The following is a 13,062-nucleotide window of genomic DNA, read 5'->3' as shown; positions in this document are numbered from 1 at the left end:
CATACGGAGGGATGCTACATGAGTACAAACGTACTGACGTGGTTCGAACACTTTCACGCTCATCCTGAAGTGAGTTGGAAAGAAGTTGAAACGACGTCGACGATCGCGGATATCTTGGCGACATGGGGAGTACGTCATGAGACGTTTGACGACGTCACCGGCGTCATCGCCGAAATCGGTTCAGGGGAGGAAGTCATTGCCGTCCGGGCCGACATTGACGCCTTATGGCAACAAGTTGACGGAACGTTCAAAGCAAACCATTCGTGCGGTCACGACGCCAACATCAGTATGGTGCTCGGTGCGCTCGACGTGCTGAGAAGTGAGGCATTGACCAAACGGATTCGGTTCATCTTTCAACCGGCCGAAGAACAAGGGAACGGATCGCTCGCGATGATTGAGAAAGGTGCTCTTGCCGACGTGACCCAGCTGTTTGGCATTCATTTGCGCCCGGCAGAAGAACTCGCCCTCGGTCAGTTCGCGGCGACGATTCAACACGGGGCCGCCATCTTTTTAAGAGGACGCGTCATCGGTGCCGATGCCCACGGTGCGCGTCCGCATCAAGGCCAAAACGCGCTCGACGTCATATTCACGATCCAGCAACAGTTGAAAAGCATCTATCTGTCTCCGTTCGAGCCGCACTCGATCAAGTTGACGGGCGTGCAGGCGGGAAGTGATAACTTGAACATCATCCCGGGCAACGCCACGTTCTCGATCGATGTGCGTGCGCAAGCAAACGATGAATTGCTCGCTTTACGTGACCGGGTCGAGGTGATGCTGGCGCAAATCGCCAGCCTTCATGGGGTGACAATCGACTGGGCATGGGAAGATTTCACGCCAGGCGCCGTCGTTGGACCAAAGTCGAGCCGTCAGGCGAGCGAGGCGATTTTGGAACGGTACGGCCCTTCGGCACTCGTCGAGCGCATCGTCACGTCCGGAAGCGATGATTTTCATTTTTATACGGTGAAACAGCCGGACCTTGACGCGACGGTGATCGGCATTGGCGCGAACTTGACACCAGGCCTCCATCATCCCGAGATGACGTTTGATCGGTCCGTCCTGCAAGAAGGTGCGCTTCTGCTCGCCGAAACGATACGGCGAGCGGTAGAGCGGGATTGAGACGAGAGCATGACGCTTTCGTCTTTTTTTATTGCCAAGAATTGATGTAAGCGTTATCATAATCCTATTAGCGACAATATAACGACAATTCTGAATTTTTCGCTATCGGGGAGGAAAACGTATGGAACAGGGGAACAAACTAGAAATGAAGCTCGGGTGGGCGATCCTACCGCTACTTGTCATGATCGGGGTCATGCTCGTGGCGATCGTCTTACTCGAGCAAGGACCGCACATCCCGCTCATCATCGGGACGGCCGTCGCATCGATCGTCGCCTATAAACATGGATTCAAGTGGAAAGAGATCGAGGAGATGATGTACAAAGGGATTCGGCTCGCGTTGCCGGCCGTTGTCATTATCATTCTCGTCGGCTTGACGATTGGCGCATGGATCGGGGGCGGCATCGTTGCGACGATGATTTACTACGGTTTGACGATCATTTCGCCAGCCTATTTTCTCGTCACGATTTGTTTGATTTGTGCGGTCGTCGCCTTATCGATCGGCAGTTCTTGGTCGACGATGGGGACAATCGGGGTCGCTGGCATGGGGATCGGCCTCAGCATGGGGATTCCGGCAGCGATGGTCGCGGGGGCGGTCATTTCGGGGGCGTACTTCGGGGACAAGATGTCGCCGCTATCAGATACGACGAACCTTGCAGCCGGACTGACACACACGAATTTATTTGAACACATTCGTCATATGCTTTACACGACGATTCCGGGATTGTTGATTGCGCTCGGAGTATATTTCTGGATTGGCAGACGGTTTAGCGAGACGTCGACGGATTCGTCTGAGATCACGCAGACGCTTGTGATTTTAAAGGACAGCTTCCTCATTTCACCATGGCTGTTGTTGATCCCGCTTGCCGTCATCGTGCTCGTCGCGAAAAAAGTGCCGGCCATCCCCGCGCTCGTCGTCGGGATTGCGCTCGGTTTCCTAGCTCAAGTCGTCGTCCAAGGCGGTTCGCTCGCTGATAGCGTCGGGGCGTTGCAGAGCGGGTACGTCATCGATACAGGAAACGAACTCGTCGACAACTTGTTCAGTCGGGGCGGCTTAGACGCGATGATGTACACCGTCTCGATGACGATCGTCGCGATGACGTTCGGAGGAATATTGGAATACTCGGGCATGCTCCAATCGATCATGAATCAAATCGTGAAACTTGCGAAGTCGGCCGGTTCACTGATCGCGTCGACCATTTTAGCCGGTTTTGCCACGAACGCGACGTGTTCTGAACAGTACATATCCATCGTCGTCCCGGCACGCATGTTTGCCGGTGCCTACGAGAAGATGGGACTTCAGTCAAAAAACCTATCCCGTGCGCTTGAGGACGGCGGGACGCTCACGTCGGTGTTCATTCCATGGAACACGTGCGGGGTGTTCATCCTCGGTACGCTCGGCGTCGGGGCGTTCGAGTATGCGCCATACGCCATCTTGAACTTCATTGTGCCGGTCATCTCGATCGTTTACGCGTTCACCGGTTTCACGATTGCGAAGCTTCATGTGTTAAAGGCAGAAGCGCCTATCGAACAGCAAGCACAATAAGAACAGGCGCGTCGCCCATAAGCGATGCGCCTTTCTTCAGGAGGGTAACTTAAAGATATAGACGGCGCGGGGACGTCCCTGGGTATAACTCATCTCCTCGCCGATCACGTCGACGAATCCGCCATCATGAAGTTTTTTGATGAGCCGTTCCGTCGTCCGTCGAGATACCCCGAGATAGTCGGTCAGATCTTTGGCGGTGAACTCATGCTTTCGTTTCGAAAAGCCAAGGATCTTACCGACGTTCAGCGGACTGATGCCGATTCGTTTGACCATATCAAACGCGATCTCGTCGGTCACCCGATACTGGACGGTCTCGCCGCTGGCCGGGAACGACAACCGTTTCGCCGCATCGACGATTCTTAGCTGCTGTTCGGTTGAAGCGGACAAGGCGATGCGGGCATGCTCGAAAGCCGTCTTGTAGTCGGTGCCATACCCGATCCCGATCAAGGAGTCGTCATCGCGAGGGGACAACGTCGCTTCCTCGAGGGCGTGGACGATCTCGCCTTTCGTCGTGAGCAACAAAATTGTATCGTCTTGAATTTCGACGTGACCTTGATGACGCATCGTACGCAAGTACTCGTGTAACGAAGCGCTCGTCGAGGCGTAAAGGACAACTGCGAACTGGGACAGGTCGGCGAGATGTCTCCGGACCTGATCGATGAGTTTTTCAAGGTGGCGGATGACCGTACTGACCGGTTCGATCATAAGTTGGCTGTTAAATCCTTCTTCGAGCAGTTGCCGATGGACCCGCTCGATGCTCGTTACGGCCAACTTGGTGTCACGTTGTTGATGGGAGGCGTGGAAACGAAAGACGTCTGAGAAATCGACATCTGGATGGATCTTCATGACAGCAGGTTGCGTCAAATCGGTGAACGACGTGAAGATGGTGTGTAACCGTTCCGGTTCGTTCACATCAATCGTCACTTCATCGAGGGCAAGCTTTTGGGTGAGCGTCGCGTATAGGACGGTCGTCAAGAGGACGGTCTCATCTTGTACGACGTGATGGGCGATCGTCTCGTTCAAAAAAGGCGACGCGTAGGCATAAGGGAACGATCCAGAAAAAAAGACGCCGTCGAAAGACCCGAGCTGTGTCGCGATGTCGGCCGCTTCGCGAGGATGCGCATACGTGAAGTGGGAGAAGCGTACGTCGTCGAACTTCGGCGCGGCGTGTGAAACGGTCTCGACAAATGTTGTCGAACCGACGATGGCGATGTGGATGGTCATGAAAACTCCTCCTTGCAATATAGCGACTATTTAACGACAATATAACTAACGACACGTTATAAGTAAAGGAGCAAACAACATGTTAATAGACAAGATTGAATTATTTGCGATTCGGTTACCACTCAAAGTGCCATTTATCGTCAGTTATCATCGTTATGACGACATGCCGTCGGTCATCGTCAAAATGACGAGCGCATGCGGCCATGTCGGATATGGCGAAGCCGTCGCTGACGAACACGTCACCGGCGAGTCGCTCGAGAGCACGATCAGTGTCATCCGTCACTTGCTCGGACCGATGTTGATCGGTAAAAACCCGATGCACCTCGAACAGATCCATGAGGCGATGGATCGGGCCATCCGTGACGTGCCAGCCGCTAAGGCGGCACTCGACATCGCGTGTCATGACCTTGTCGGGAAGAAGCTCGGGCTCCCGGTCTATGAATGGATTGGTGGCCGTTATCATGACGCCTTCCCGGTGACACACGTCTTAAGCATCGGAGAGCCGGAAGCGATGGCGCGCGAGGCGAAGCAACAAATCGAGGCGGGCTACACGTCGGTCAAGATGAAAGTGGGCGTCGACGTCGCTTCAGACGTCGAGCGCGTCGCGGCGGTACGTCAAGCGGTAGGGCCCGGTGTGCCGATTCGAATCGACGTGAACCAAGGTTGGGTCAATGCCGGGAAGACACTCCAGGCGATGAAGCAACTCGACGGTTACGACATCGATTGGGTCGAACAGCCGGTCCGTGCCGATGATTTCGAGGGCATGGTCGAAGTGAAATCGAAGATCAATGTGCCGCTTATGATCGACGAGGGCGTCCGCGGCATGAACGAGATGCGTCGATTGACGATGATGCAGGCGGCCCACAAAGTGAACATCAAACTGATGAAGTGCGGGGGCATCTATCCGGCGAAAAAACTATTACACGTCGCTGAGATGTCTGGTATCGAGTGTCAAATCGGGTCGATGGTCGAATCGTCCGTCGCCTCGAGCGCCGGGTTCCACGTCGCTTTCTCGAGCAAAATCGTCCATTCGGTCGAATTAACGGGGCCGCTCCGCTTCTCTGAAGACATCGGCAACTTGTCGTATGATTTGCCACACATTCGATTGAACGATCAACCCGGTCTCGGGATCGAGGTCGATGAAGCCGTGCTCGAGCGATTGACGACGGCACGTTATGAGGTGAGCGGCTGATGGGGGACGGCGTATGGACCGGGGTATGGAACGGACTCACTCTAAACGTCCGCTATTTGTCGGAACATGACCTCCCGGCGATCGAAGCGGTTCAAGACGCTGTCGTGGCCGAGTTGGCGTTCGCGAGCCAGTATGAGTCGCTCTCGACTGAAGAGTTTTTAAAATTGTTGGGGGACAAGACGATACTTGGAGCGTTTCATGACGAGACGTTGATCGCGTTTCGAGCGCTGCTCATCCCTCCGATCGACGACGAACATCTCGGACGGGACATCGGTTATCCCGAGCATTTGCTCGCCCGGATCATCTATCAAGAAGTGACGAACGTGCACCCATCTTTTCGTGGGTATCGGCTGCAACAACATCTTGGCCGTTTGTTGATGGAGGAGTTGAGCCAAGATAGCCGATTCGACCTCGTCTGCGCGACCGTCGCCCCGTTCAACATCCCGAGTCTAAAAGACAAGTTTGCCCTTGGATTACGGGTTGGGGCGTTGAAGTGGAAGTACGGCGGCAAGCTTCGATATATTTTCATGAAAGAGCTCCATACCGGCTGGCGACCGAGCGGAGAGACGGAATGGATTGACATGGCAGACACGTCGTTGCAGGCGGAACGGTTAGAAGAAGGATGGTACGGCACAGGGATGCGTCAAGAGGCAGACAGCTGGTACGTCCGTTATGAACGCGAACAGGCCTGATCATTTGATCAGGCCTGTTTATTAATCGAGGACGAACAACACGTCTTCCGCAAACTTCTCATACGTCCGGTCGCTCGGATGGAACTGGTCGGTCGCTAAGTCTCGGGAGACGTCGGACACATAAGCGAACGGGTCGATGACGTCGATGCGATGTGTATTGCCGAAACTCGCGGCGGAAGCGTTCCAATCGAGGATGAGTTGGTTGAACGCTTGACCGTTCTCATTGTCTTGGAACGGATTATAGAGGGCGATGTAAATGATTTGGGCGTTATCGTTTAAAGCGCGCAATTCAGCGAAGATGTCATTCAAATTCGTTTTCGCGTCGGTGACAACTTGCTCAATATCGACTGAATCGAAATTGTCGACGTTCTCACCGCGGTTAAACAAGTCGTTGCCCCCAATCGTCAACGTGATGTACCGGGCGTTCGCAATCGTACGTCGTACTTCAGGTTGCTCGAGCTGGGCGAGCAAGTCTTCGGTTCTGGCACCGGAGACGGCCAAGTTTTGTGAGCGGATGCCGTCTTCTTGCAACACTCGACTGACCGGCTGGACGTAACCAGCGCCGGACGTTGATCCGACACCGCGTGTGAGTGAGTCACCGAGTGCGACGAACACTTCGCCTTCCGGGGCCGGGCGGGAGTCTTCGTTCACGGAAAGTGTCCGTTCCGGAGGATGAACGATGTCCTGATAACCGATCCATAGTCCATATAATGCTGTCCCTGTGAGAAACAGCGTACCAATCAAAAAGGCATACCATTTTCGATTTTTCATCTGATGACCTCGCTTTCGTTGCCACTATCATATCAAATATTCCCGAACCTGCCCTATGTGAATGTTCGAATAGGACAGATCAGGCCTGCGTCCGCTAGAATGGAAAAGAGGTGAGACGATGCAACCAACATTGAAGATTGATCAATTGACAAAAGTGATTGGGAAAAAGACGATTATCGACAATATGTCGTTCGATGTGTTCCCAGGTGAAGTGTTCGGCTTCTTAGGACCGAACGGAGCCGGGAAGACGACGACGATACGAATGATCGTCGGTTTGATCAAACCGACGAACGGGACCGTCTCGATCTGCGGCTATAACGTCGAACGAGAATTCGTCCAAGCGATGAACCAAATCGGGGCGATTGTCGAAAACCCGGAGCTATACAAGTTTTTGAGCGGCCGAGAAAACTTGGAAGTGTTCGCCCGCATGTTGCCGGATGTGACTGAGGCGAGAATCCAAGAAGTGATTGACCTCGTCGATTTGACGGCGCGCATCGATGACAAAGTGAAGACGTACTCGCTCGGGATGCGGCAACGGCTCGGGATCGCCCAAGCGCTCCTCAACAACCCGCGCGTCTTGATCTTAGATGAGCCGACGAACGGACTCGACCCGATGGGGATTCGTGACTTGCGCCTTTTCATCCGCCGACTCGTCGAAGAGACGGGCTTAAGCGTGCTCGTCTCGAGCCATATTTTAGCCGAGATTGAACTGCTCGCCGATCGCGTCGCCATCATGTCACGCGGCAAAATCGTCAAAGTCGGCACGGTCGGGGACTTGATCAACGAGCTCGCCTCGACGGTCGACGTTCATGTGCCGGACAGCTTCGAGGCACTCCCGATTGTGCGCGGATTTGACTCGGTGACCCAAGCCGACGTCATCGATGAACGGACGATTCGCGTCTCGATGAACTTGGAGGATACCGCCGACTTGAACCGCTATTTACTCGAGCGGAACGTCGCAGTCTCCGGTTTAGAGCGACGCGTTCAAACGCTCGAAGAGTTGTTTATTTCGTTGACCGGGGGTGACCACATTGTCTAATCCTTCAATCATCGGACTGATTCGAAATGAAGTGTTAAAGATTCATCGCAAACGACGCTTGCTTGTCGTCTCGACGATTCTCGTTGTCCTCGTCTCGATGTTCACGTATGCGAACTATCGACAGATCGAGAAGCAGCGGGAAGAACAGGGAACGATTGACTGGCGCGTCGATTTGCAGCAAGAGATTATCGACACGCAAAACCGGCTCGCCTCGGCGAACGTCCAAGACGAGTTCCGGCAAATCCTCGAATTTCGGGTGCAACAGAACCAATATTACTTAGATAACGACATTAACCCGAGTTACCCGGGGGCACCAACGTTCATGCGCGTCTTCTTCTCACAAGGGACGACGCTCGTCCTGCCGCTCTTCATTATCGTCTTGATGGCCGATATCGTCAGCGGCGAGCATAACGACGGGACGATTAAGACGCTCTTGTCGCGACCGGTCCGGCGCTTCAAGATCCTGCTCGCGAAATGGATGACGACGCTTCTGTATACGTCGCTCCTCATCTTTATCACGGCGCTCGTCAGTTATGCGATCTCCGGTATCGTGCTCGGCTGGGACGGTTGGACCGCGCCGATACTGACCGGATTCCAAGCCTCGCCGACCGGTACGTTCTCGACCGACTTCGTCCACACGTTGCCGATGTGGCAATATCTACTCATGTCCGTCGGCCTCGCCTGGTTCGTCGTCGCCGCGGTCGGGACAATCGCACTCATGGTGTCGGTCGTAGTCAAAAACACGGCGACCGGGATTGGGATCATGATGGCCGTCCTCATCTCGGGACCGCTTTTGACGTCGCTCGGGTCGAACTGGGACAGCTCGAAGTACCTCGTCAACGTCAACTTCGGTCTTCATACCTATCTCGAAGGGCAGGCGCCCCCAATCGATGGGATGACGTTACCGTTCTCGCTCGTCGTGATCACGCTCTGGTCACTAGCTGCTCTTACATTCGCGTTTTACCATTTCACGCAAAAAGATGTGTATTGATTTGGCGTCGCCTTCACGGGCGACGTTTTTTTGTGCGGTTAAAAGGGCTAATCGGGAAGTGAGAACTAGTTCTATTGACTTAATATTTCAAATTATCAAAATAATTAAAAGGTTGGATACCATAATTGTGTGAAACTATGTAAAGTTTGAATCACCACATAAGGAGGGACACACAAATGAAAAAAGTATTATCCACATCGATCATCGCCGGCGTCTTACTCGTACCGCAACTCGTCGGTGCGAGCGAACTCAAATCGGGCACGTTGACGAAACCGTCGAACGAGGCCCCGACGACAATCGTCAAAGAATATGCGAAAGCGAAAGGGCAGTTCAAGACGATTGAGTCGAAACGAGACAAAGTCGGTCAAGTCGTCAAATTGCAACAGACCGTTGACGGGGTACCGGTGTTCGGTGGCATCGTCGTCGGTGTCGTCGATGAGTCTGGTCAATTGAAGACGGTCGTCGATGATACGAAAGAAGTCAGAGGGTTACATAAATCGATCAAGTTGAACGAACAAAAAGCGATCCACCGCTATAAAGAGCTCGTCGGTCATCAAGGCGCGTATGAGCTTGAACCGAAAGCAGAACTCGTCGTCTATCCACAAGGAGATTCTTCCGTATATGCGTATGAAGTGACGGGAACGATCCTTGACGCGGACGAGCCGTCACGTTGGACGTACTTCATCGACGCGGCGAGAGGAGAAGTGTTGAACAAATACAATCAGCTGGCGCATGCGAAACCGACGAACGGGGTGACCGGCACGACGTACACGGGAACGGGCATTGACGTCCTCGGACAGAGCCAGACGTTCAAGACGACGAAGAGCGGCTCGTACTACTATCTTCAAGACTCGACTCGCGGTAAAGGGATTTACACGTATGACGCGAAAAACCGCACGACACTTCCAGGTGCGCTTTGGGCCGACCTCGATAACGTCTTGAACACGACGTACGACCGGGCCGCTGTCAGCGCGCACGTCAACGCGACGAAGACGTATGATTTCTTCAAGAACACGTATGGACGGAACAGTTACGACAACAACGGGGCCGCGCTTAACTCGACGGTCCACTATAGCCGCAGTTACAACAACGCGTTCTGGGACGGCAGTAAGATGGTTTACGGAGACGGGGACGGCCAAACGTTCACGTACCTCTCTGGTGCGCTTGACGTCGTCGCCCACGAGTTGTCTCACGCCGTCACGGAGTACACGGCAGGGCTCATCTATCAAAACGAGTCCGGGGCGATCAACGAAGCGGTCTCGGATATCTTCGGGACGGTCGCCGAGTACAGCGTCGGCACGGACTTTGACTGGTTGATCGGGGAAGACATCTACACGCCTGGCGTCGCCGGCGATGGACTCCGTTCGATGGCGAACCCGGCTGCTTACGGCGACCCGGACCACTACTCGAAACGTTACACAGGCACACAAGATAACGGTGGCGTCCATATCAACTCAGGGATCGTCAACAAGGCGGCCTACCTGCTTGGAAACGGCGGCACACATTACGGCGTCTCGGTCCAAGGCGTGGGCGTCATGAAGATGGGGGACATCTACTACCGTGCCCTCACGGTATACTTGACACCGACTTCGAACTTCTCAAGCCTCCGTCAGGCGGTCGTCCAGTCGGCGAAAGACTTGTACGGTGCGACGAGCCCGGAAGCGGTCGCGGCAGCGAAGTCATTCGACGCGGTCGGCATCAACTAACAGACAGACATCGACTTCGAAAGGAGTCGGTGTTTTTTCGTATGGGGGATACTGGCTATGAACTTATGGGTAAAAGGAAAGGTATGAAAAAAAGCGAGGTGTATCCAAGTGATTGATATCGATGCATACAAAATTGACAAGCAACAAACACGAAGGCTCGAGGAATTCGACACGACCGTTGCCGAGCGGCCGGATGATGACGTATTGCGGGATGAACTCATACCTGACAGTATAAACCGCCTGAAAGAGCTACATTGGAAGCTGTATGCCGAGGCGGAGAAAGGTGTCGTCGTCGTCTTACAGGCGCTCGACGCCGGCGGGAAAGATGAGGCGATCAGTTACATCTTCTCGAACTTGAACGCCCAAGGGTTGAAGACGAACGCGTTTCAAAAACCGTCCGAGAAAGAGAAGAAGCACGACTATTTGTGGCGCATGCACGACTTGATGCCCGAGCGGGGGCAAGTCGGCATCCTCAATCGCTCACATTATGAGGAAGTTATCGCCCCCCGGGTCCACGACTTGCTAGGGGAAGAAGCCATCCCGGATGAGACGGATAAAGCGGAGGTCTGGTCGATTCGTTATCGTCAGATCAATGACTTCGAGCGCTACTTATACGAAAACGGGTTCAAAATCATCAAGTTTTTCTTCAACGTCTCGAAAGATGTCCAACGCGACCGGTTGCTTGAACGGTTGAAAGACCCGAAGAAAAATTGGGAGTTTTCCTTCAGTGACGTCGAGGAGCGGAAACGTTGGGACGACTATCAAGCCATCTTCGCCGACGTGTTGTCGAATACGGCGACCGAACATGCGCCGTGGTATGTGTTGCCGGCCGACGATGAATGGTACGCCCGCTACATCGTCTCTTCGGTCATGATCGATGTGTTAGAACAGATCGACCCTGAGTTCCCGACGTTCACAGATGAAGAGCAAGACAGGATCGACGAAGCGATTCGAACGCTCGAGAACGAGTGAATAAAGGCGTTCTCGTGAACAGCGATTTCCCCTCTTGCATTGAAAGCGAATTCACAGTACAGTGGATATATCGAAAGACGTCTGACATCTGTACAAAGGAGTAATGCTCGTGGGGAATATTAGTTTATTGTTTGGCGGCGTGGCGTTGTTTTTAAACAGCCTCGTCATGTTCGGGAAAGTCGATGTGAAAAGCGCTGGCGTGTTCAGCTTGTTCACGGGTATATTGCAAGCGTTCATCGCGACGTGGCTCGTTGTTAACGCCGCGCCGGCCGAAGTGTTCGGGTATGCCGGCATTTACTTGTTCGCCTTCACGTACTTGTATGTCGGCGTGACGTTCTTGTTTGACATGGACGGGCGAGGCGTCGGGTGGTTCTCACTCTTCGTCGCGATTGCGGCCCTGTTTTACGCAGGCATCGGCTTCGGACGTGCCGACTTTGTGGACGGGGCGATGTGGGCGTTTTGGGCGTTCCTTTGGGCGCTGTTTTTCCTCGGCATGGGACTCGGTCGTCCTGTCGATGCGTTGACGGCGCGCGTCGCTTTTGTCCTCGCTTGGCTCACGTTGATCGTACCTGCGATGGTCGGTCTCGCCGGGCTGACGACTCCGCTCTATACGGTCATCTGGTGGGCCGCGAGCGGCACGGCCGTGCTTTATTTCAGTTTCACGATTTGGCGGCAACGCCGTCTCGTCGAAGTGACCCAATGAAAGACGCTCCCCGTGAGCGTCTTTTTTGCGGGGATGAATTATAAAATTAAGTGCAACACCTGAACGTGAACGCAAAAAAGCCCATAGCGACGGCCTCGTGTAGAATGAAGTTACCACACAAACATTCAGACGGAGGAATCGCTATGAGCTACACCCATCTTACCACAGTCGAACGCGTGAAAATAGAGACCTATCTGGGGCTCGGGATGTCCATCCGGTCCATCGCGAGACGGCTCGGGCGACAGCCCTCGACCGTCTCGCGGGAGATCAGACGGAACCCCGGCTATACGGCCGAACGCGCACAGGAGCGCTACGCCAAGGCGAAGGGAAACTGCGGCGCCAAGACGAAGCTCGACGACATGATGCGCCGGACGATCATCGAGAAGCTGCGGGCGACGTGGTCCCCGGAACAGATCGTGGGTCGTCTCTTCGACGGGGAGATCGCCTTCTCGACCATCTATCGCTGGATCTATTCGGGGCTGATCGACGTGCCGGTGACCGTGCTCCGCCAGAAGGGCAAGCGCCGGAAACCGGTGGAGACACGCGGGCGGTTCAACATCGGGCTGTCCATCTCGAAACGGCCTCCGGAGGTCAGGGGGCGCCAGACGTTCGGGCATTGGGAGCTCGATACGGTCGTCTCCGGGCGTGGGAAGTCGAGGGCGTGCGTCGCGACGTTCATCGAGCGAAAGAGCCGGTTCTACCTCGCCCTGCCGATCGCGGACCGCAGCGCGGCCTCGATGGAGGAGGCGATCCACACGGTCCACGCGGCCTTCCCAGCGGGCACGTTCAAGACGGCGACGACGGACCGGGGCAAGGAGTTCAGCTGTCACGAGCGCGTCCGGGCGACACTCGGCGTGCCGATGTATTTCGCCGACCCGTACTCGTCGTGGCAGCGCGGCAGCAACGAGAACGCCAACGGCCTCCTGCGCGAGTTCTTCCCGAAAGGATCGGACTTCGCGACGGTCGGCCAAGGAGAGATCGTGGACGCGCTCGCCAAGATCAACGGGCGGCCGAGGAAATGTCTCGGCTGGAAGACCGCACACGAGGCCTTCACGGAGGAAGTGTTGCGCTTAATTTGACAAACCGTCGCGGGTTAAATTGTGTCTAAAATGT

Annotated in this window: 12 protein-coding genes; 10 read left to right on the top strand and 2 right to left on the bottom strand. The window is 54.6% G+C overall.

Annotated elements, in window-relative coordinates:
- Positions 1-18 precede the first annotated feature (18 nt).
- Together P398_RS0110820 and nhaC are read left to right on the top strand one after the other, a co-directional pair.
- Entirely contained in the window at positions 19-1,116 is a 1,098-nt protein-coding gene (locus tag P398_RS0110820) for an amidohydrolase (protein WP_029335226.1), read from the top strand.
- Positions 1,117-1,237: 121 nt separating this feature from the next.
- The gene (gene nhaC / locus P398_RS0110815) at positions 1,238-2,659 is read left to right on the top strand and encodes a Na+/H+ antiporter NhaC (protein ID WP_029335224.1); all 1,422 of its coding nucleotides are present in this window, start codon (positions 1,238-1,240) and stop codon (positions 2,657-2,659) included.
- Between the two features lie 36 nt (positions 2,660-2,695).
- Here nhaC and P398_RS0110810 read toward each other — a convergent pair whose 3' ends face one another.
- A complete protein-coding gene (locus tag P398_RS0110810) occupies positions 2,696-3,883 on the bottom strand; it encodes an HTH domain-containing protein (RefSeq protein ID WP_029335223.1) in 1,188 nt (395 codons plus the stop codon).
- 79 nt (positions 3,884-3,962) lie between these two features.
- On the opposite strand from P398_RS0110810, the gene P398_RS0110805 reads away from it, so the two are divergent.
- Together P398_RS0110805 and P398_RS0110800 are read left to right on the top strand one after the other, a co-directional pair.
- A complete protein-coding gene (locus P398_RS0110805) occupies positions 3,963-5,075 on the top strand; it encodes a mandelate racemase/muconate lactonizing enzyme family protein (RefSeq protein ID WP_029335221.1) in 1,113 nt (370 codons plus the stop codon).
- A complete protein-coding gene (locus tag P398_RS0110800) occupies positions 5,075-5,767 on the top strand; it encodes a GNAT family N-acetyltransferase (protein ID WP_029335219.1) in 693 nt (230 codons plus the stop codon). The genes P398_RS0110805 and P398_RS0110800 overlap by 1 nt, the downstream gene beginning before the upstream one ends.
- Before the next feature lie 21 nt (positions 5,768-5,788).
- Here P398_RS0110800 and P398_RS0110795 read toward each other — a convergent pair whose 3' ends face one another.
- Positions 5,789-6,538: a GDSL-type esterase/lipase family protein gene (locus tag P398_RS0110795; RefSeq protein WP_024370271.1), complete on the bottom strand. Its 750-nt coding sequence runs from the start codon at positions 6,536-6,538 to the stop codon at positions 5,789-5,791.
- A 118-nt stretch (positions 6,539-6,656) separates the two neighbouring features.
- Here P398_RS0110795 and P398_RS0110790 point away from each other — a divergent pair, with 118 nt between their 5' ends.
- The 6 genes from P398_RS0110790 (at position 6,657) to P398_RS0110765 (ending at position 13,028) form a co-directional block, all read left to right on the top strand.
- Positions 6,657-7,577 carry an ABC transporter ATP-binding protein gene (locus tag P398_RS0110790; protein WP_024370272.1) on the top strand — a complete coding sequence of 307 codons (921 nt, stop codon included), beginning with the start codon at positions 6,657-6,659 and terminating at the stop codon, positions 7,575-7,577.
- Positions 7,570-8,568, top strand: a complete 999-nt coding sequence (locus P398_RS0110785) for an ABC transporter permease (RefSeq protein WP_034799171.1) — start codon at positions 7,570-7,572, stop codon at positions 8,566-8,568. Before P398_RS0110790 ends, P398_RS0110785 begins: the two co-directional genes overlap by 8 nt.
- A gap of 176 nt (positions 8,569-8,744) precedes the next feature.
- Positions 8,745-10,274 carry a M4 family metallopeptidase gene (locus P398_RS0110780; protein ID WP_029335216.1) on the top strand — a complete coding sequence of 510 codons (1,530 nt, stop codon included), beginning with the start codon at positions 8,745-8,747 and terminating at the stop codon, positions 10,272-10,274.
- A gap of 108 nt (positions 10,275-10,382) precedes the next feature.
- Positions 10,383-11,246: a PPK2 family polyphosphate kinase gene (locus P398_RS0110775; protein ID WP_235263348.1), complete on the top strand. Its 864-nt coding sequence runs from the start codon at positions 10,383-10,385 to the stop codon at positions 11,244-11,246.
- Positions 11,247-11,355: 109 nt separating this feature from the next.
- Complete coding sequence (locus tag P398_RS0110770; protein ID WP_029335212.1) at positions 11,356-11,949, top strand: AmiS/UreI family transporter; 594 nt, start codon at positions 11,356-11,358, stop codon at positions 11,947-11,949.
- 143 nt (positions 11,950-12,092) lie between these two features.
- Positions 12,093-13,028 carry an IS30 family transposase gene (locus P398_RS0110765; protein WP_029335210.1) on the top strand — a complete coding sequence of 312 codons (936 nt, stop codon included), beginning with the start codon at positions 12,093-12,095 and terminating at the stop codon, positions 13,026-13,028.
- The last annotated feature ends 34 nt before the right edge of the window (positions 13,029-13,062 follow it).

The sequence above is a fragment of the Exiguobacterium aurantiacum DSM 6208 genome, from assembly GCF_000702585.1.
Taxonomy (GTDB): domain Bacteria; phylum Bacillota; class Bacilli; order Exiguobacteriales; family Exiguobacteriaceae; genus Exiguobacterium; species Exiguobacterium aurantiacum.
The sequence above is the reverse complement of the archived record's forward strand: the minus strand, read 5'-3'. Positions and strand labels throughout refer to the sequence as shown.